This is a genomic window from Pedobacter agri (assembly GCF_032678665.1).
Lineage (GTDB): Bacteria > Bacteroidota > Bacteroidia > Sphingobacteriales > Sphingobacteriaceae > Pedobacter > Pedobacter agri_A.
The window spans coordinates 237,448-259,205 of sequence record NZ_JAVTSH010000008.1 but is presented as its reverse complement, the minus strand read 5'-3'; the positions used below and the strand labels follow the sequence as shown (position 1 = coordinate 259,205).

General features: G+C 38.5%; 14 protein-coding genes. 11 read left to right on the top strand and 3 right to left on the bottom strand.

Annotation, left to right across the window (positions count from 1 at the left end; genetic code table 11):
• Genes R2Q70_RS17510 through R2Q70_RS17490 form a run of 5 tightly spaced genes read left to right on the top strand, consistent with a single transcriptional unit; the run spans position 1 to position 11,064 of the window.
• Positions 1–3,669, top strand: a complete 3,669-nt coding sequence (locus R2Q70_RS17510; protein ID WP_316808839.1) for a hypothetical protein — start codon at positions 1–3, stop codon at positions 3,667–3,669.
• 10 nt (positions 3,670–3,679) lie between these two features.
• Positions 3,680–5,164 (top strand): contractile injection system tape measure protein, encoded by a 1,485-nt coding sequence (locus tag R2Q70_RS17505; protein ID WP_316808838.1) that lies wholly within the window; start codon positions 3,680–3,682, stop codon positions 5,162–5,164.
• Positions 5,131–6,510, top strand: coding sequence for an ATP-binding protein (locus R2Q70_RS17500; RefSeq protein ID WP_316808837.1), 1,380 nt, complete (start codon positions 5,131–5,133; stop codon positions 6,508–6,510). The genes R2Q70_RS17505 and R2Q70_RS17500 overlap by 34 nt, the downstream gene beginning before the upstream one ends.
• A gap of 3 nt (positions 6,511–6,513) precedes the next feature.
• The gene (locus R2Q70_RS17495; protein ID WP_316808836.1) at positions 6,514–10,500 is read left to right on the top strand and encodes a DUF4157 domain-containing protein; all 3,987 of its coding nucleotides are present in this window, start codon (positions 6,514–6,516) and stop codon (positions 10,498–10,500) included.
• Positions 10,501–10,503: 3 nt separating this feature from the next.
• Positions 10,504–11,064, top strand: a complete 561-nt coding sequence (locus R2Q70_RS17490) for a hypothetical protein (RefSeq protein ID WP_316808835.1) — start codon at positions 10,504–10,506, stop codon at positions 11,062–11,064.
• A 38-nt stretch (positions 11,065–11,102) separates the two neighbouring features.
• Here R2Q70_RS17490 and R2Q70_RS17485 read toward each other — a convergent pair whose 3' ends face one another.
• Complete coding sequence (locus R2Q70_RS17485) at positions 11,103–12,101, bottom strand: SH3 domain-containing protein (RefSeq protein ID WP_316808834.1); 999 nt, start codon at positions 12,099–12,101, stop codon at positions 11,103–11,105.
• A 486-nt stretch (positions 12,102–12,587) separates the two neighbouring features.
• Between R2Q70_RS17485 and R2Q70_RS17480 the strand changes: the two genes are divergently transcribed.
• The 4 genes from R2Q70_RS17480 (at position 12,588) to R2Q70_RS17465 (ending at position 16,634) form a co-directional block, all read left to right on the top strand.
• Positions 12,588–13,664: a glycoside hydrolase family 76 protein gene (locus tag R2Q70_RS17480; protein ID WP_316808833.1), complete on the top strand. Its 1,077-nt coding sequence runs from the start codon at positions 12,588–12,590 to the stop codon at positions 13,662–13,664.
• Positions 13,665–13,676: 12 nt separating this feature from the next.
• Positions 13,677–15,101 (top strand): glycoside hydrolase family 125 protein, encoded by a 1,425-nt coding sequence (locus tag R2Q70_RS17475; RefSeq protein ID WP_316808832.1) that lies wholly within the window; start codon positions 13,677–13,679, stop codon positions 15,099–15,101.
• A 157-nt stretch (positions 15,102–15,258) separates the two neighbouring features.
• Positions 15,259–16,446 carry a GAF domain-containing sensor histidine kinase gene (locus R2Q70_RS17470; protein ID WP_316808831.1) on the top strand — a complete coding sequence of 396 codons (1,188 nt, stop codon included), beginning with the start codon at positions 15,259–15,261 and terminating at the stop codon, positions 16,444–16,446.
• Complete coding sequence (locus R2Q70_RS17465) at positions 16,443–16,634, top strand: hypothetical protein (RefSeq protein WP_316808830.1); 192 nt, start codon at positions 16,443–16,445, stop codon at positions 16,632–16,634. The genes R2Q70_RS17470 and R2Q70_RS17465 overlap by 4 nt, the downstream gene beginning before the upstream one ends.
• A 1-nt stretch (position 16,635) precedes the next feature.
• On the opposite strand, the gene R2Q70_RS17460 is transcribed toward R2Q70_RS17465, so the two are convergent.
• Positions 16,636–16,989 carry a nuclear transport factor 2 family protein gene (locus R2Q70_RS17460; protein WP_316808829.1) on the bottom strand — a complete coding sequence of 118 codons (354 nt, stop codon included), beginning with the start codon at positions 16,987–16,989 and terminating at the stop codon, positions 16,636–16,638.
• Positions 16,990–17,104: 115 nt separating this feature from the next.
• Here R2Q70_RS17460 and R2Q70_RS17455 point away from each other — a divergent pair, with 115 nt between their 5' ends.
• Positions 17,105–18,322 carry a sterol desaturase family protein gene (locus tag R2Q70_RS17455; RefSeq protein ID WP_316808828.1) on the top strand — a complete coding sequence of 406 codons (1,218 nt, stop codon included), beginning with the start codon at positions 17,105–17,107 and terminating at the stop codon, positions 18,320–18,322.
• Positions 18,312–19,004 carry a lysoplasmalogenase gene (locus R2Q70_RS17450; protein WP_316808827.1) on the top strand — a complete coding sequence of 231 codons (693 nt, stop codon included), beginning with the start codon at positions 18,312–18,314 and terminating at the stop codon, positions 19,002–19,004. The genes R2Q70_RS17455 and R2Q70_RS17450 overlap by 11 nt, the downstream gene beginning before the upstream one ends.
• 237 nt (positions 19,005–19,241) lie before the next feature.
• Here the strand turns inward: R2Q70_RS17450 and pbpC are convergent, their stop codons facing one another.
• The gene (gene pbpC, locus R2Q70_RS17445) at positions 19,242–21,620 is read right to left on the bottom strand and encodes a penicillin-binding protein 1C (protein WP_316808826.1); all 2,379 of its coding nucleotides are present in this window, start codon (positions 21,618–21,620) and stop codon (positions 19,242–19,244) included.
• Positions 21,621–21,758 lie beyond the last annotated feature (138 nt).

The following is a 21,758-nucleotide window of genomic DNA, read 5'->3' as shown; positions in this document are numbered from 1 at the left end:
ATGGAACTCATTAATACCACCACCGTTTTCGAAGAAAATCAAGTGCTAACCGCTGGGCAGCTTAACACCATGCAAGATTTTCTCTTACAGGAAAGCAGGCTTACCAGAACCAGATTAATCGGGCGTGGTATTGCTTATGGACTTGAAGTGAATGTTAATTCAAATGTTGTTAATATTGCTAAGGGTTTGGGCGTTACGTCATGGGGTTTTTTGATTTCTTTAGGTGAATGTGCATTAACGCATTATAAGGAATATAAACTCCCGGAAGGATTAATTTATCCATACTTCATGGATTCGACTGGTAACGATGTAACATTCATTGAGTTGCTTACCGCAGAAAATGCAGCTGAAACCGGAGCTAAACTCATTGATCCGGGTTTGATTTTGAGTAATTACATCGTTTTACTTTTTTTAGAACCAGCCACTAAAAATCTTCAAAGTTGCCTGGGTAAAAGTTGCGATGATTTAGGTGTTGAGAAAACTTTCACCGTAAGAAAATTACTGGTTACGAAAGAAGATTTAAACAAAATCAATACCGCAAATGCCAATCGTGGCGGAGCAATGTATCCAGCTTTATATCATCTCGAAACTATAAATTATCCAAGAGCTTTGGTTACAGCGCTTGAGGCTAAAAATTATGCAGATTTAATCAACTGTTATGTAAGCCCTGTAGCAGCAATTTTAGGAAATTTACTGAAACAACTTGAAATAATTTATAAAGAACTTCCTGTGCTACAACAGCATTTCGAGGGTTTAGATTTTGGCGCTATTAATTCAGCATGGGAAAATAGGCTAATTGACCTTTCTACAAAGTACCTAAGCGGAACTGGTTATGGTTTTCAGTATATCTACGATGCTTTTGAAGATGTTATCAAATCATATGAAGAGCTTCGTTGCGCAGCCATGCACCTAAACAGCTCGCTTTTGCCAAATGCTGATGCTTTTCCAATGCATCTAATGCTGGGCGCTTCAGATTGTCCTCCTTCGGTTTATCGTCAGGAATTTGAATACTCGCCATTTTTCAATGAATATAAAGATTGGAGTAAAAAAGTGGTATGCATTTTTGGAAGAACTGTAGCCATGCTTAATGGATATTTAGATCCGCAGGATAGCAAAAGCAAAAATGGTGTTTTGGTAACACCGAGTAGGGAAAAGTGGCAAAATATTGGAAAAAGAGCATTTCCCATTTATTTCGACCCCAACAATAGCAGTTTCGATAAATTTTGGAATGAATCACTATGTCATGGTTGCGACAACGGCAAGCCTCTGAGCTATCATGGTCAGTTACCAATTGAAGCCCAGGAATATGGTTTAGGCAAGTTAGCTGCACCTTTATTTTATAATCTCAATGATCAGAATTTTTTTCGGACGGAAGGCCATTTAGCGCTTGATCAGGCCTCCGCTGTGCTACAATACAAACGTTTGCAACGTAAGTTTAATTTGCCTTTCAAAGTGCGTTCAATATTTATGGGGGTTGGAGCTCAAGTAAGCAGTAATTGTCGCTACCCTGATCTCGATTCTCAGTATTTGGCTTGGCGAAACCTTATGTTATTTTATTTGGATAACCTCATTAAATACAGCAATATCGCCGAAAGCATGGCAGGAAAATTTGATGATGTGGTGGAAGCTGCAAAGGATGCTTTCGATAATGTAATGGGGAACGAAAAGGTTGAAACACCGCAGGCAACAGCCCCGGAGCCTGCTCCATCAACCTCTGATACTACAAACGAAAGGCTTAAAACCTTTACTGCCCTCAATAAAAATTTCGTGAAGTTCGGAACAGTTTCAGAAAAAATCAACCGCACAGATTATACGAAAATTACAACCGTAAAAGTTAAAGCTGAGGACGCTCAGGATGAAATTGAAAAAGATGTTTTAAATTGGATTGCCAGATTAAATAACAATATTGAAGAAATTATAACTTTTTTGCCGTTGGAATTTTTCGATTTCAAAGAGGATGAATTTAAGAAGCGTTACACCGGTTTTCTAGATTTGTATGTAGATGCCATGAAAACGCTTGTTACGATCATAAACCGAGAAAAAGACAGGGAATTGTTATCCTATTTGATGATTGGAAGTTTAATTCACCGGGCTTTGAACGTGCTGATGATGCGTCCTTATGTTACAATTGGTACAATAACCGATGTGAGGAAACAGCGTAATTCCAATATTAAGGTCAATAAATCGTTGGCCGATTACCTGCAAGATGCCGCGGTAGAGCATTTGGCTGGAGTGGAACGAGGGAACACTTTGTTGTTGCTTTATCATACAGGGAAAGAAGCTGAGCTCATTACCAGGCCGCCTGTTTCTTTAGGCAATAGTAAGATCGAGAAACTCCACGAGTTGAAGTTGGCCGAAGATGCGATACACGCAACCTACAAATTAAAACTTCAAACCATTAAGGATGTAATTCTGACAAAAAATGAAGACATCAGGCGGGCAGAAGTGGAAATAGATAAAGCCCTAGAAGTAAAAGTAGCTGAGGTAAAAAATCGCATCGTTTTAAATGATGTACAACTTAAAAAAGCAGAGGATGACCTCAATTCAGCGTTTGTTGTTAAAAAACGGACGCTATTTAGAACAACCAATAGCGAAACTATTGCCAAAGCAGAAGATTCACTTAACAAAGAATTTGCCGATAAGATTAATGTTTTACGTAAGAGTGCAGTAAAAGACGAAACAAAAGAAATTAACGAAGTTTCGAGGGCTTTGAAGATTGATTTAGAGCACAAACGTAAGGCCATTACCGAAGAAATTGACAAGCAAACAAAAGAAGAAGTTGAAATTCAAAAAGAATATCAGGGGCGTCTTGATTTGCTTGGCCTAAAACGTAAAGCCATTGAAGATGAAAAAGAAGGTGCGCCTGAAGAAATGATTTTAACATCGAAAAGAAAGATTCGCGATCGTTTTCTAAATGATTTTGAAACCAAATTTAATAAGCAGTTTGATGCTTTAGCAGCTAAAATTGGAGATAGTGGATTAAAAAACCTGGGCTCAAATCTAATTGCCGACTTTACGGTTTACGAAGATGATGGCTGCTGCGACTGCAACCCGAAAGACGTTACGCATAGGGAATTGACCCCACTTGCAGTGCCAATTTCAAGAATTGTAGCCTATAATCAAAATCGGGAAACCATTTCTAAAATTCAGATTCTGAATAATTTATACCATCCCGATTTTTACGAAATTGCAATAAAATCTGAACCAAAATTTGGTTCGGTAAAGTTCGAGGAAGAAGTTTATGAACCCCTGCCAGACAAGAGACGACAAGTGCTGGTTTATACTTTAGATCCAAAAAAAATTGATCGCAAAACACTAACACAGATGATTGCGCTAGATGAATTTGATTACGTAATCAAAGAAAAAATTAGCGGGGAAGAGGTGGGTACTGCGAAATTAAGTTTCTTCATTGCCATTGGCAGTATTGCAAAACAAACTTACACTTTAAGCGGCAATGTTCGTGGTGCCAAGGCCTATACCATAAGCGTGAGAAGTGGTAAAGAATTAATTAAAGAACAGTCTTTCACGGTGCGAACCTATAGTTTTGAGTTAGCGCCGGGTAATTACGAGGTTACCGCAAAGGTCAATGATAATCTGCTGAGAACAAGTCAGGTAACAATTGTTGATGATGAAGAATTTTTAAATTTTGATTTCCTCTCAAGGATATAATATAAAAAATATGAGCAACCACATCATCCATTCACAAAAAATGATGCTTACGGTCGAAAGTCAGCAAGATTGGTCTATTGTACAAGCTCAAATTGGAGAATTTTGTAGCCGTGAATTGCCTGACTTGTTCAATTCGGTTTTCGATGAGGTTTCGTTATCTGAAACCATTCGTATCGATGAATTAAACTTAAATCTTGGAAATGTTCCGTTAAATAAACTAACAGCGGTAATGAAAGAACAAATTCTATCTCAATTGTTTAATCAATTGAAAGAATATAAGTTACGAAGACTTACCGATGAGTTTTATTTAAATAAAAAACAGCTTCGGTTTCTTAAAAACGCAGGACAATTTACGCGAAAATCGATGCGAAGTCACCACCTGATTTCTGATCGGGTTGAAACGCATATCGATGATTATGAAGCATTGGTATATTATTGTGAAACGGGTTTAAAACCTTGGTGGATTTCATCATCCAAAGCATTTCAACCTGTAAAAATTCTTCTAAATTTATATAAGTTCGATACCGTACTTTTTGAACAATTCATCAATTCGGTTAAGGATGATGTGTTTACTTATCGTCGCTTAAAACAATTGATAAACAAATCCACTTTTTTCGATCAATACCTGCTTTTAAACCGAACTGATGAATTTGTAAATTATTTTAAATCTACCGTTAAACCTGCTTTATTTCGAAAGATGGTTGATTTTTTGTTAAGCGAAATCGTTACAGTTCAGGCTAATATTGAACAGCATTTCGGGAATTGGTTAATTAAATTTGTTAATAGTGACGAAGCCATTAAACCAGAAGTAGCTGAAATTTTCAGTCTTTTTGTTGCAAAAACACCGAAATCAAAAAAAACAAACGAGCATCTAGCGGTTTTATCTGATTTTTTGTTTTCAGCCATTAAAAGCAATGACCAGAAGTCAATTCCTCTCTTGGAGAAAAAGCTCAGCGTTGATTCACAGCAACCGATTGCTAAAAAGCTTTTATTAGAATCTCTGATAATTGAAAATGCAGGGTTAAGTATCATTCATCCTTTTATTAAACCACTTTTCGAAAGCTTGAAATGGCTTGAACGGGATGATTTTAAAGATGATATTTCGCGGCAAAAGGCAGTTGTTTACCTTCATTACTTGGTGTATGGGCAATATCCGGAGGATGAAAGCCAGCTTTTGTTTAATAAAATTATATGTGGTCTAGCGCCTGAAGCTGTTATTGAACTCGATAAGCTTACTTTTTCTGCAGAGGAAATTGAAGAATCTGAAAACTTAAAAAAGGCAGTTATTTTACATTGGAATGCACTTGGAAATACTTCATCCAGCGGTTTGTCAGAGAATTTTCTAATCAGAACCGGAAGTTTGCATTATAAAGAAAGCAACTGGAATTTAACTGTGGAAAGGAAAGGTATCGATATTTTATTAGATCGATTGCCTTGGGGATTATCAATGATAAAATTACCATGGAACAACTATTTAATACAGGTAAATTGGTAAAGCTGGGTTTACAAGCCAATGCTGCAGCTATTCAAACTGAGTTGATTTGGTTTGAACAAGTGTTGCAACTTCGCAGTGCCATAAACTTTGGCAATGTTCCGGTAGGCACTTCTGTTTTTGATGTTAAACCACCTGATTTAACAGAATGCCATTCAAAGTACGGTCAGTTTATAGCTGATCATCAGTTTAGTTTCGAAGAACGACTATTACTTTTTCTGGCGATGGTAAGTCAGGTTAAACCCCAGTGTCTCGATATTTTTCTCGTCCAGAATTCAGTTACCGGACAGATATTTACAGAATTTGGTGGAAGGAAAGGCAATGTTTTTAGTGGCTTTTTACCTACCGCAGAAACTTTTTTGTTTATCATCGCTGCAGATGATTTGGCACTTAGATTTGATTTATTAAGACTTTTTGATGCCAAACATCCACTTTTTGCCTTGGATGTTCTGGAATATGAACCGCTTCCGCCTGGTGAACCTGTTTCCAGTATTCCGCTGCATATTAATAAAAATTGGTTTGAAGAGTTTACAACCGGAGAGAGGAGCAGGCCTCGGTTTTCAACAGAGTTTCCGGCGCAGCTCATTGAAACTCAAATGGAGCCTGATGATTTGGTTTTGCCACTACATACTTTAGATCAGCTTGAACTAATTGAAACTTGGCTAGCACATAACGATACGATGATGAACGAATTTGCCTTAAAGCGAAAACTAAAACCCGGTTTTAGGGCATTGTTTTTTGGTCAGCCAGGAACAGGCAAATCTCTTGCGGCAGCACTGTTGGGTAAAAAGCATGGTTTTCCGGTTTATAGGATTGATTTGAGCCGCATTGTAAGTAAATACATTGGTGAAACGGGTAAAAATTTATCAAAGGTTTTTGATGCCGCTGAAAACCAGCAGTGGATATTGTTTTTTGATGAAGCAGATGCCCTTTTTGGCAAGCGTACCAATGTGAGCGATGCCCGCGATCGTTACGCCAATCAGGAAACCAGTTATTTATTGCAGCGAATAGAAGATCATAATGGTTTGGTTATCCTGGCTAGTAATTTTAAGCAAAATATCGATCAGGCATTTCTACGGCGTTTTCAATCCATTGTTGAATTTCCAATTCCGCATGTAGATCAACGGTTAAAGCTATGGAAACAAAGTTTTTCTGAAATGACCAAATTGGAGCCAAAAGTTAAGCTCAGTGAAATCGCCGATAAATATGAACTTTCTGGCGGGGTCATTATCAATGTAGTGCGTTACGCCACGTTGAAAATGCTAAAAGATGGAGCTACAGCAATCAGGCAAAAAGATATTTTAGAAGGCATAAAGATTGAGCTTAAAAAATCAGGACGAACCATGTAAACTATGGGCGCTGCACTTGCATATGGCAATCCATCATTTAAGTCGGTTACACACAACCGGCCAGGCGCCAGCTGTGTTCAAGCGAAGCTAAAGATTGGAGCAGTTAATGATCCTCAGGAGAAGCAAGCCGATCAGGTGGCCGAAAAAGTGATGCGAATGCCTTCAAATGCTGGCTTTGTGATGGGAGGAATTGGTAGTGGAGCAGCTATGAATGTTCAGCGTCAGTGCAAAAATTGTGAAAATGAAGAAAAAATCTCCCGTAAGGAAGAAGAATTAAAAGGGATTGATCAGCCTGAAATTTTACAAGCGAAAGCCGGCACATCATTTGCCAATGGCGGAACTGCTCCTGGTACGGTTCAATCTGGCATTGCTTCAACCAAGGGTGCGGGCTCAAATCTTCCAGCTCATGTAAATTCTGATTTGGGCGGTAAAATGGGTGCCGATTTTTCTAGCGTAAGAATTCACGATAATGCCCATGCCGCAAAAATGACAGCTCATGTTAATGCCAGGGCGTTTACCGTAGGTAACGATATTTATTTTAACCAGGGAGAATATAATCCCAATTCATCGAGCGGAAAATTCTTACTGGCGCATGAACTTACACACACCATACAGCAGGGCGCAACTGTGCAGCGAAAAACCGAAGAAAAAGAAAAAGTTTTGCGCAAGGTTGATGCACCAGAAAAAATTGACCGCTGTGCTTGTGGCGATGAAAAAGTACAGCGCTGGGATCTTGGTGATTGGCTGGCAGAAAGTGCCTGGGAAATTGTAGAAGAAATTGCTCCGGCAGCATTTGTACAATTGCTTAGGGAAATCAGCAGTAAAGGCATTTTAGGTTTCTTAAGGGAAAAACTCATGACGAGTTTGAATCTCCTATTCGATAGATTCCCGGCGGTTGGCAATTTTGTGACCAATTTAATTTCAGTATTCTCGCTGCTTTATGAGCGGGTTTCGGTTATTATGCAGGCACTAATTTCCGGAGATTGTGCGCCACTATTGGCTGCCGTAACTGAACTTAAAAATGTAATCACCACCATTGCTACCGATGCATGGGCAGGATTAACCGATTTTGTACGGCCTATTGGCGATTTCTTTTCTGGTTTATGGAGCTCATTTGGTGCACCTGTAGTCGATTGGCTCGGACAAACAGCCAGCGATGTATGGGCGTGGATGCAAGGTATTGGTCAAAGCATTTGGGATTGGACTTCGCCAGTACGTGAGTATGGTGCCATGGCTTGGGATTGGGTAAAATCTACCTTGGGCATCGGTGCGGATAGTTCGGGTGCCGAAAACTCCAATGGCATTCTTCAATGGGTAACAGGCAAAGCAGAGGAAGCGTGGACAGGAATAAAGGAAACCATTCGCCCGGTTATTGAGCCCGTACAGCAAATTGCTACCAGGGTAATGGATATTTTGCCACTTACAGCCATCATGAATTTGCGTGATAGCGTATCGAATTTTGCATCGGGTGTAAATGGTATGGCAAGTGCCATGGGCGATGATGGATCAGGAATAGCGGCACAGGCACAACAGGCCTCTTTAAGAGATGTTATCCTGCCTGCAGTGCAAACCAAAATTGTTGAAGTACAGCAGGGAATTAGCAATACGGGATTGTGGATTGCTGAAAATGTTGGCGGCTTTGTGAATCAAATTACAGGGTTTTATAGTTCAGTTGCCTCAAATTCTATATTTTCTGCAGCAGCACCGGCAATCGCATGGATAAATGACACGGCTTTGAGTTTGAGCAATTGGGTACAAACTGGAGTGGTTAGTTTGTTTAGTATGGCCAGCGACGGATTGGGCTACTTAGCAGGTTTTATTAACCCCATACTTAATGCGCTGCAACGCATTGTGGATACCCTTAGCGATTTGGCTGGCCGGGCGGGAGATTTTATCCTGGGTCCGTTTATGCTCATTCCCGAATGTATTCGAACCCCAATAAAAAACTTCCTGATAGCGCAAATTCTGAGCAGAATACCACTGTTTAGCCAGATTATGGCCATTGGTGATGTTTGGGCAAGGGCACAACAAATCGTAATGACAATCCTTTACCAGGTTTTTGTTGATGGTAATTTGCCGGGAGCTATGTGGACTTTCTTCAGGGAATTGTTAAGCCTGGTTGGTATTCCTCCCGAACTTGTGGTTTCAATTTTAGCCAATGCTTCGCAAGCCGTTGTTGATATTTTAGGAAATCCGGTTGGGTTTTTCATTAATCTACTCAGCGGTTTACAGCAAGGTTTTACGCAGTTTTTTGGAAATATCGGCACACATTTATTATCGGGTGTAGTCAACTGGCTAACCGCCGAAATGCAGGCGATGGGTATTACGCCGCCAACAGATTTTTCTTTCGGTTCAATATTCAGTTTCATCCTTCAGATATTAGGTATAACCATCGATAATATTTTTAATTTGTTGGCGACTAGAATCGGAGAAGAAAGGGCACAACGGTTACGTGGAATGTTGGATATGGCTACCGGAGCCTGGAGTTTCGTAGCCGATGTGGTGGAACGTGGACCAGCAGCAATTTGGGAAAGAATTCAAGAGCAACTGAGTAACCTCTGGGATACGGTAATTGGAAATATTGTAACTTTTATCAACGAACGGATCATGGCACAGGCAACGGCCTGGTTGTTAAGCATGCTTGATATATCCGGAATTATGCCTGTTGTAAATAGTATTTTGGCAGTTTATCGGGCTATTCAAAGCTTTACCGAATATTTTGTTCCTATCCTTCGGATTATAAACCAATATGTAACCATGCTGGCCGATGTTGCCCGGGGTAATATCGCAGGCGCAGCAAATTTCTTGGAAGGCATTTTAGCGAATTCATTGCCCATCATGATCGGTTTCTTAGCCAATCAGTTTGGCTTTGGAAGAATAGCCACCAGAATGCAGGAAATTTTGGAATCGGTAAAAGCCCGTATTGATGCAGGGATTTTATGGGTAATTGATCAGGCGATTAGGATTGGGGGAACAATTATGGATGCGGGAAGGAGCGTAAGGGATGCTGTTTTGGGATGGTGGAACAGGCGAAGATCGTTTGTTGCTTCCGACGGACAACATCACGAAATGTATTATCAAGGAGAAGGTAGAGCTGCAGAACTCTATGTAGCCAGTTCGAATCCAAGACCAGCTAATTTATTAATTACGCAATTACAAGCACAGTACGATGCTGAAACAACTGGAACAGGAGCAGTAAAAAAGCAAAAAGCAGCTGAAGCCAGAGTGCTTTACGATACCCAAATTACACCACTTCTAATGAATGTTAAATCCCTATCAGATGACCAAGCCCAAGAAAACTTAATTGAACAAAATCCAAATTATCAGCAATTACTTGTTAAAGAAGTTGAATTAATGGATATTTTAAGAGAAATAATGGGGAATGCTTCTTTAGCTGATATCAGGACTCGATATTTATATGAAGGAGCGGTTGGTACATATACAGGAGTGCCAACCCCAACTTATGATAGTGTTACTCCTGACCATCAACCTCAATGTGCAACTTTAAAAGCAGCAGCTGAAATGGTTTTTGGACCTACACGTGAAGATGTCTTCTTGGCGAATAATCCGATATTTCAACTTACCAATGGAAGTCATTGCAGCGGAGCCTTTGTAATAAATCTTCATAGCAATCGACATAATTTTGGTGTAAGTAGAACTTATGGTACAACTCCGCATACCAGCAACTTTGTAACCAGAACAAGGCCTAGATTAGCAATGGCTCCAACCAGAAATGCTGCTCAACAGATTGTGGTTTCGGAACTTCGTTCAGAACTTAATGCCGATGTTTCTGCAATACAATCTAATGTATTGCAAATGCCAATATCAGGCGGTGAAAAAAGGGTATGGAGAGATATTGATGCAGATGATATGAACGGTTTAACACTTAATCTACAAGATAAAACTTCTCTTTATAATTTTGTAAAAGCAAATATTACACAAGGAGAGCGACAAATGGCTAATCAACCTTTAAATAATTTAATAACATAACAAATGGAAGATATTGATCAACTTTTTGAAGATAAAAAAGCTTTCCATGTTTTGGATGCAATGTTTAGTATTTTTAAGCAGGTATTTGGATATTACCGCAATGCAGATGGAGATTTATTTTATGAGGAGCGGGTAACTAACAAGAATAATATTAAGTATTTGATGCATGCAAAATCAGGATCAATGGTTTTGCTCTACAATATTAAAGAAGAATCAATATGGGATAATGCTGTAGTGGTCGAAAGTGATTCTTCAGGTGAGCCAACTGCAATAGTTGCAAAGAATTTATCAGATTATTTAAGACTTTTGCATCAGGGAGATGGTTTTATATCAAAAGTTGTTACTGTAGCATTTTTGTATAAAATGGCGCCCGATGAATATCGTACGCCACTCGAAGCAGTTAATAATCTGAAAATAAACGCTATTATTGAATATACAGAATCGAGTATGACTAATTTTAATGACTTAAAAAAATACCTAAATGAGAACGGATTTTTTAAACTCGAAAATCCTGTTCAGCTGGTTTGGGAATCTATTAATCTAGAATATCCGATTACTATTTGATTTATAAGTAAATGTTTTTTTTTGCTTTCAGTAATAAACTACTCCAACTTCAAAAACTCCCTTTTAACCCATCTGTTATCTGCATTTATTTTGCTCCAGCCATTGTTTTCATCTCTAATAAAAACTTCCTGACCTTGAGTTAATGCGGCAACTTTTGGAAAAGTATTGCCTGCACCACTTCGTACATTTAATGTTGAAGCATTTACTGTTGCCCTGGTAACAGGTTTTGTAAAGCTGGCATTTACCCAATGTTCTTGCGAGCCAGAAATTTTATACCAACCGTCCTGTTCCTTAAAAACCCGAAGGATTGCACCTAATACAGCTGGTTCTCTATCGCTGGCTTTTTTGGCCTGTGCATTTGGTGCTTCTCTAATATTTAAGGTATCTGCAGTAACATAAACATACTTTAGCACATCTGTATGAGTTGTCGAAAGGGAAGGTATTGCGGCACCGTTCAATGCTGCACTTACCAAAGGCAGGAAATTCTGCTCACAATCAGCAACTTTATTTCCGCCGAAAAAATTTGTACCTGGACAGGTTTTATTGTTCTTAGTGCCATTATTTCTTACGCCGCTACTTAAATCGAACCAATGGTGATAAACAATTTTATTACTGGTAACCGCGATTCCAAATTTCCTGCAAAGTGCAGCCGTCATTCTAATAATGGTATCTCTATGTGCTGCGGTCATGGCATCTTTCCCCCTGTCAAAATTGCCCACATGTTCCATACACACAGAATTCGAATTAAAACCTAAAATGCAAGCAGGCGTTTTTTCTAAACTTCTTCCTGTTATAATTGACCCATCAGAAAATGTACTGAAATGTTGACCAATATCTGCCCATCCATTTTCTCCAACGTGGTAATCTTTCATGCTTTTTTGCATTTCAAATTGGTTATTGCCTTTAAACTGAATGTAACTCGGGCTCCAGGTATGGTGCTGTTGGATGTACAAAATCGTTCTTGCAACTCGTAAATTTGAAAGCCAATTTTCAAATTCATCGATGTTCATAAGCGTAAAGCCAAATTTAGTAGTCATAGTGGTTTGAGATTTAAGGTTAATTAAGGTGGCGATGAACAGCTGGAGACAAAGGATAATGGAGGATCTTTTTAACGCCAATTAAAGATAAGAAAAAATCAAATCATTATGTTGTATAACATTTTACAAATCAGTTAATTACTTGATTTTTAGTACTCGGTTTATGAGGTATTTGCAAAGATTAGTTTGTGGTAATGATGTTAGATCTTGGAGTGACATCGGAAGGTGAAAAAAATTAAAGTAAAATCCCTGATCGAAAACCGGATTTTAGCTTTATGAACCAAGTCAACCTATAATTCACGAAATTTTGCCCTTTGTGTAATAAATTGAATAGATATAAGAAAATCGATTTAGGAATGCTTTAATTGCCTTTTTCTATTTTGATGTTATCAAAATAATATTAATATTTGTTTTAGTGCTAACCGAATATCAGAAACTAAATAACCTTTAACCCATTGCATCAGGTTATAAATAATGAACTTTTAAATGCGACATCTGTTTAAATTATTGATTTATCTGCTTCTGATTACAGGGTTTGCCAGCAACTCGTTTGCACAGGTTACCAAAGTTGATTATCTAAAACGGATAGATATTATTGAAAATAATATTGAGCAATATTTTAAAGTAACAAATAAAGGCCTTTATCTCGAAAATATTGGAAAACATGAAAAACCGTATTCATATTTATGGCCATTGTGTGCTTTAATTCAAGCTACTAACGAAACTGAAACCATTGGGAAATCGAAAAGGATGGACCCAGTTGTTTCAGCGATCAATCAATATTACACTACGGAGAAGCCAGCACCATCTTATCAATCGTACATTGATAAAAGTTCCAGGTTTTATGATGACAACCAGTGGATCGCCATTGCTTATTTAGATGCTTATCAAAGAAATAAAAACGTAAATTATTTAAATCAGTCAAAAGAAATCTATCGTTGGTTGTTAACGGGTTATGATGAAAAAACCGGCGGAGGAATTTATTGGCAGGAAGATAAAAAAACTTCGAAAAATACCTGTTCAAACGGACCCAATATTTTGATCTCGCTGCAATTATATAAAATTACTAAAGAGAAGAAATATCTGGATACGGCATTATTGGTTTACAATTGGACAAATAAGATGCTTCGATCGCCTGAAGGTATATTTTATGATGCGATAAATGTCGAAAATGCAAAAGTTGATTCGGCTACCTATACCTATAACACCGGAACCATGCTGCAGGCCAATGCTTTATTATACCAGCTTACCAAAGAAGAAAGATATTTGAGAGAAGCTAAATTGATTGCCATCAACGCTGAAAAACATTTTTACAAAAACAATAAGCTTGGTGACCATTACTGGTTTAACGTTGTTTTTTTACGTGGATATCTGGAATTGTTTAAAGTTGAGAAAAACGCAGGAAGATTAGCCTTCTTGATTAACGAGGCAGAGCGAATCTGGCAAGAAGAGCGTGATGAAAATAATCTGCTGGGAAAACAAAAAAACAAATCACTAATTATGCAGGCTGCAATGTTAGAGTATTATGCTCGCCTTGCACAACTAAATTTAACCAAATCATAATCATCCATTATAATGAAAAGAAGAACATTTATACAAAATACAGGCTTGCTTGGCGCTGGCGTTTTAGCTTCAAAATTTTCACTGGCAACCGAATTATTTCCTGATTTTCCGGTAGTGAGGGTTGCTGCTGGTAAACGACATTTCCAGAGTAAGGCAGTTGATGCAGCCATTAAAACCTTTCAAGCCAAAGTGAAAAATCCGGAGTTGGCATGGCTTTTTGAAAATTGCTTTCCAAATACGCTTGATACAACGGTGTATTATGAAGAAAAAAACGGCAGACCTGATACTTATGTAATTACCGGAGACATTGATGCGATGTGGCTTCGCGATAGTTCGGCGCAAGTTTGGCCATACCTTCAATTCGTTAAAGAAGATGAGCCACTTAAAAAATTAATTGCCGGAGTAATTATTCATCAAACACAATGTGTATTAAAAGATCCTTATGCAAATGCCTTCTACGGCGATCTGAATAAAGTTGGCGAATGGAAAACTGATAAAACTAAAATGCAAGCTGGGGTGCATGAGCGTAAGTGGGAAATAGATTCATTGTGTTATCCCATTCGTTTGGCCTATCATTACTGGAAAAAAACCGGAGATAAAACACCATTTGATTTCGACTGGAAAAAAGGTATTGAGGCAACTTTGAAAACTTTTAAAGAACAGCAGCGCAAGGCCGATCAGGGACCTTATCATTTTCAAAGGGAAACCACACAACCAACAGATTCGCTACCGATGGCTGGATATGGTTTTCCAGTAAATCCGGTAGGTCTAATTTGTTCTGCTTTCCGTCCGAGTGATGATGCAACGATTTTTCCGTTTCTGGTGCCTTCTAATTTCTTTGCAGTATCTAGTTTAAAGCAGGCAGCAGAAATGATAAAAGCTTTGCAACCTGATAAAACTTTGGAAAGTAGTTTGCTAAACCTTGCTGATGAAGTAAATGCAGCACTTCAAAAACATGCCATTGTAAATCATCCTAAATATGGTAAAATATACGCTTTTGAAGTAGATGGATTTGGAAGCGCCTACTTAATGGATGATTCAAATGTTCCAAGTTTGTTAAGCTTACCGTATTTAGGTGCAATGAAAGTTGAAGATCCCATTTATCAAAACACCAGAAAATTTGCGCTCTCAAAGGATAACCCGTACTTCTTTAAAGGCACAGCCGCCGAAGGAATAGGAGGGCCTCATGTTGGTCAGGACATGATTTGGCCGATGAGTATCACCATGAGGGCTTTGACATCAAAAGACGATGCCGAAATAAAATATTGTATTGAGACTTTACGTAAAACCCATGCGGGCAAAGGTTTTATGCATGAATCTTTTCATAAAGATAATCCCGAAAAATTCACCCGTGCCTGGTTTGCGTGGTCAAATACCTTATTCGGAGAGCTGCTTTGGAAAACCTTTCACGAAAAACCGACTTTATTAAATGCTTAATCTAATGCCCAGTTTAGCGATAAACTGGGCATGTTTACGCTAACTTATATGTAATTTTCAGAAATCGGTTCAGTAATGTAAAACAACTGTTAGAAGATTGATGTATGTTTCTTTAGGAAGGAATTTTTTGTAAATTGTGCAATATTTATCCCAGACATTGCAAAACGAGAACAACAATATCCCTTTCGATCTTGAGTCGGTTAGTAAAATTCCAGCCATAACAAACATATTAGAAATTGTTTGTACAACTACTGGCATGGGCTTTTCTGCTGTAGCACGTGTAACCACCGATAGATGGGTAGCGTGTGCCGTTAACGATAAAATAAACTTTGGCTTGGTGCCAGGTGGCGAGTTAAATTTGGAAACCACCATCTGCAATGAGATCAGACAACATCAAAGCATTGTAGTCATTGATCATGTTGCTGAAGACGAACTGTTTGCCAATCATCATACACCATTGTTATATGGTTTCCAAAGTTACATTTCAGTTCCGATTATATTAAAAAACGGTTACTTTTTCGGAACACTTTGCGCCATAGACCCGAAACCTGCAAAACTTAACAATCCAACTACGATTGGAATGTTTAAAATGTTTGCAGATTTAATTGCTTTTCATTTAGACGCTTTAGAGCAACTGGCCCTTTCAGAAGAGCGGTTACAAGTAGAGAAAGCAACGTCTGAATTAAGAGAACAATTTATAGCAATATTAGGGCACGATCTACGCAATCCACTCAATGCCGTGTCAAATAGTGCGCAGCTTTTAGCTCGCATCAATCACGATGACCGGACGCAAAAATTGGTCAATATTATCAAAGATTCGTCTTTCAGGATGAATGGTTTGATTGAAAATATGCTTGATTTTGCCAGTGGCAGGTTAGGCGGTGGCATCAATATTTCCCCAACACCTGATGAGGATTTAGAAAAAGTGTTGTATCAGGTTGTGGAGGAAATTCATGCTATTTCGCCAGATAAAAAAATGAAACTGAATTTCGATTTCGTTCATCCTGTGGTGGCTGACGGTAAGCGAATTGCTCAGCTTTTTTCTAATCTTTTGGGTAATGCGTTGAGTTACAGTCCACCAGACTCGACCATTGAAATAACGGCTGCAACCACAGCAAAAGAATTTACGCTTTGCGTAGCCAATCCGGGGAAACAAATCCCAAAGGCAACATTAGAGCGATTGTTTCAGCCCTTTTCGAGGGGAGAAGTTGAACCGAATCAAAAAGGCTTAGGATTAGGTTTGTACATTTCTGCTGAAATTGCAAAAGCACACGGCGGAACATTAGAGGTAAGCTCTAACCCGGACGAGACTTGCTTTACACTTACTTTACCTGCTTTAAAATGATGGTGGACGATCAAATTCCGACATCTGCTTTGCTCGAAATTAAAATCGGTGATGCTATTGGACAGGATGCTGTTCACGGAAGAGTTGCGAAAATCGAAATTCAGGAGACTGATGAGTTCCTTCAGTTTCTTTTTAATATTGAAAGCGGAGAACAAATCGTGGTGAGGAAACTAAAGCAAATTTGTTAAATTATAATATTGGCCTCGGGTCAAATATCACCTGGAATGATTTGATCAGTTCATTTTCAACTTTATACCATCCTGCTGAAAAGATCGTTTTCTCGTCCATGTTAATGTTGTACCATATGGAAACATCATAACCGTCAACAAACACCTTCTGAATATCATATTTGAATTTCATCTTCTTCATATCCTCCATATAAACATCAGCACCATTACGTTCGCCCATCACCCCTTTAAAGGTCATATCATCCGCAAGTTGCTCACGGGCAACGTCATATTTCTCAGCATTTAATGCATTTATAAAATCCAGAACAACAACTTTTGAATTGTGTTCATTCAATTTTTGAGTTTGCACAGCCATAATGATTTTTATTTTAGAATAGTAACAGGGCAAGAACTATCTGGTTTTTGAATGTTATAATTTTTCGAAAATTTTCCTAAATTGAAATCTCTAACCAAATATATTTTTCATTTTTATGAAGGTAGATTATATCGCTTTATCTGTGCCCGTATTTTTTATCTTGATAGGGGTAGAGCTTGCTTATAATTTTTACAAAAAGTTAAATTATTATAGGTTAAACGACAGCATTTCTAACTTAAGTCAGGGAATTGGGCAGCAGCTGACGGGTATTTTTATGAAAACGGCTTTGTTTTTTGGCTACAAATACATTTTTGAGCATTGGCGAATTTTCGAAATGCCTAAGGCTGTTTGGGTTTGGATTCTTCTTTTCATCGGTGTCGATTTCTTTTACTATTGGTTCCATCGGATGAGTCATCAGGTAAATGCGCTTTGGGCAGCCCATATAGTTCACCATCAATCAGAAGAATACAATTTAACAGTAGCCTTGCGACAAAGCTGGTTTCAAGGTTGGTTTAGCTGGGTCTTTTACTTGCCTTTGGCTTTTGTAGGTTTCGATCCGATTATGTTTTTAACGCTAAGCTCGTTCAATACTTTATATCAATTCTGGATTCATACCAGAGCAATAAAATCAATGGGCTTTTTGGAATATATTTTAAACACGCCTTCACATCACCGCGTCCATCACGGTTCCAACCTTAAATATATTGATAAAAATCATGCAGGTACATTAATTATCTGGGACAGAATTTTTGGCACTTTTCAAAAAGAAGAAGAGGAAGTTTATTACGGCATCACAAAACCATTGGCAAGCTGGAATCCGGTTTGGGCAAATCTGCATTACTGGGATGACTTGATTAAGACAGCAAGAAAATCACCAAAAATAAGCGATAAAATTAACGTTTTTTTAAAACCTCCAGGCTGGTTCCCTGAGCATTTAGGTGGTTTTCAAAACGCTCCTGAAATTGATGAGCAGCATTATCAAAAATATAATCCAGCTTATCAATCAAAACTTACTGGATATGTTTTAATACAATTTATCATTGCGTTAGCTGCGGGTTCAATCATATTGTTTTCTTACACCAAAATGGATGCCTCATCACTAGTTTCAGGAGCTGTGTTTACCATTTGTACATTAACCGCCTGTGGTGCGCTGCTAGATCAAAAACCATGGCTCGTTAAATTCGAATATATTAGATTATTGCTGGCTGTGGTATTGATTCTGATATTAAATTTTCCAATCGGATATCAAGTTATATTTGCGGGCATACAGTTAATATCCGTAATTTGGTTCTTCAATTTGCAAAAGGAAAATCCTCAAATCAATGAAAACTAAATTATTCTCTTTTATTTTTGCGCTCGTTTTTATCATCCAGCTTTATGCTGAAACTGATGGTAATATCCAACTGCGTAATTTTTCCAAGCCTTTCATTGTACTTACGCTGTTAGCCTGGCTTTACTCGAGCACTAATCTGAAGGGACGATTTCATAAACGTATATTTACAGGATTGGTATTTGCATTAGCGGGAGACGTTTTTTTGATGTTGCAAGCCAATAATGCAAGTTTTTTTACCTTCGGATTAATCTCTTTTTTATTATGCCATATCTTTTACATCAGGGCATTTATTCTAGATCATAAATCGAACCCGGGGCTTAAAAATGCGTTTTTTCTGTGGGTTGTTGGGGCATTGATTATTTTTTGTGCGGGTTTGTTTTTCTATCTCCAACCGTTTTTAGGTAGCATGCAATTCGCCGTGTTGCTGTATGCTATTATTATTACTTTCATGGCCATAATGGCGGTGAACCGTTATGGGAAAGTTAATATTTTCAGCTACAAACTCATCTTATACGGAGCATTATTTTTCCTGTTATCTGATAGTGCACTAGCAGTAAATAAATTTACACAACCCATTCCTCAAAGTGGCGTCCTAATCATGGCGACTTATATGATTGCCCAGTTTTTAATCGTTTACGGAACGGTAGAAAGGAAACTGATTGTTACAAAAACAGAGATTTAGCGTAGTTTTTTTTTGGAAAGCGATGTTCTGCGGTAATCGGTTGCGATAGTCCTGCCATCGTTGCTCCAGATAAAAAATCGGGATCCACTGTATCTGGTTTATTAAACTCAGGATAACTTAAGAAATCCACAAGCTATATTGATAACCGTTGACTAAAGTTTACGGCAATGAATAGCGAGTTGGCTACTTATGTCTGCAATTGCATTCATTGCTCTCGGTTTCAACCAAGTGATTTGTTTAGTTTTTCTTCTGTTCTTTGTCCATTACAGTAAAAACCTGCACCAGTCTTTCGCCATTTTCATCTACCAATGTTAACGTATGTTTGCCGGGCATCGGGCTAATCGCGAACTGATGATAATTGATAGTTGTGGCAACGTATTCACTATCAATATGCCAGTGTATTTTAGCATTTTGATTGCGATGCGCTGCATTTAAAACTACTTTTCCTCTGGTTCCATCCAACTCTAACGGGATATAAACCACAGCGCCGTTTTTAGGGTATATCAATTCCATCACGTTATTTCCGCCAGATGTTTCGCAACCTGGCATAAATGGCGGCAAACTTTTATAGTCACTATTTTTAATTTTATAATAATATTCCATTGCCGGCGGTAAAATGAACCAGTTTTTGTGTTGCATGTTGGTCACGCTTTCACACTGATCGGTAACGCGGTAGGTTCCGGTTTTATCCAAATGAATCAACTTATGAAAAGGACAAACCGCGGTTTTTTCGCCGGCAGTTGGCACCATCTCATCTATAATCACCGGACAATTTTCGCCTGCTTTATAGCCACTTTGTTTGCAAATTTTCAGTTTTTTAAGTTTTGTAGCAGGCGTTTCAAACCATTTTCCGTTGGGTAATAACTTAAAAATATCGAATAAAACGGGGGCTGCTGCTTCAATGCCTACCAACCCCGGGCGACCTTCGCCATCGGCATTTCCAACCCACACACAAACCACATAATTCGGGGTTAATCCAACCGCCCAGGCATCGCGGAAGCCGAAACTTGTTCCTGTTTTCCAGGCAACCCGCTGTGACGATGAGAATTGTTCCCACAAACCCTCATCGCCGGGACGCATCACTTCTTCCATTGCATTAAATGTTGCCCAGATTGAACCATGATCTAAAAACGAATTTCTTTGATAGTCTTTTTCTTCTTTCTTTCCAGAAGTAAAATACGTGGCTGGCCTGTAATCTTCAGGATTGTATAAGCCTTTATAAGTGTTGAAATGATTCAGTGTACGAACCATTCCCATGTATGTATTGGCTAAATCCCACATGTTTACTTCGCTACCACCTAAAATTAACGATAATCCGTAGTGATCTGCAGGCTGGTTTAATGTGCCAATGCCTAGTTTTTTGAGTTTATCATAAAATCGCTCATATTTATATTGCTGCAACATTTTCACCGCAGGAATATTTAACGAGCGACTTAAGGCCTTGTCTGCCGAAATAGCGCCATCATAGCCCAAATCGTAATTCTGAGGAGAATATCCGGCAATTTGAGTCGGAATATCTGGAACCAGGGTATGAGGTAAAATAAAACCATCGTTCAGCATACTCGCATATAACAAAGGTTTCAGCGTACTTCCGGGACTTCTCGGCGCCTTAATCATATCAACATGGCTTTGTAAATCAGCTATTTCTGGTTGATAAATATTTCCTACATAACTTACAACCTGGCCATTTTTAGTATTTAAAACCAAAGCAGAAATATTGTTAATGTCATTTGCCCTGTATCGATTGTTGAATCGCTTTAAAATAGAATTTATTTTAATCTGTAAATCTTCATTTAAAGTAGATTTTATTCTTGTCGAGTTGATTTCCAGACTTACTCTTTCGGCTTTAAAACGGTTGAGCAGATGCGGTGCATTTTGAGGTAAGGGAAGTGGCTTACCTGGAACAGGTTCGAGTTTAGAAAGGTTGGCTGTTGATTGGTCGATGTATTTAAGCTTCGCAAGTTTATCCAATAAATCATTCCGTTTCTTAATTAAACGAGGGGAGTTTTTACCGGGATGAACTAAAGATGGACTATTTGGAAGAACAGCTAAAGTTGCCATTTCGCCCCAGGAAAGGGTGTTTGCATCTCGGCCATAATAGCGCCAGCTTGCAGCATCTAAACCGACCACATTACTTCCGAAAGGTGCATTGGCCGCGTACAATCCCAAAATTTCTTCTTTTGAATATTTAATTTCCAATCGCAAGGCCAGCAGCATTTCTAATAATTTCTGCCAGATGGTCCGGTCTTGCTTCCGAGATAAACGAATGACTTGCATGGTTAACGTACTGCCACCGCTAACAACACTTTTTGCTTTGAAATTTTGCCGCATGGCTCTACTCATCGCCAGAAAGTCAATCCCGATATGACTGTAGAAACGTTTATCCTCAAATGCGATAATGCAATTCTTGAATTTTACCGGAACGCTGTCAGCTACCGGAAAACGCCACTGGCCGTCGCTAGCTATTGCAGCACTTAATAAATTGCCATTACTGGCTTCAACTACAAAAGATGTTGGGGATTTAAAGAGCTTTGATGGCAGTAGCAATAAAAACACCGAAAGCAATGCAACGCAGCAAATATCTGAAATGAGGAATGCTTTTGATGTTTTGTTCATGACTAATCTTTTTTACTGTGGTTAATGTACTCACAAACCATTTTCAAGATTGCTTCGTTCCTCGCAATGACGGCCGCCATACACGTCATTGCGAGGAACGAATCAAGCTCAATAATTCGCTACACTACTGAGAGTTAT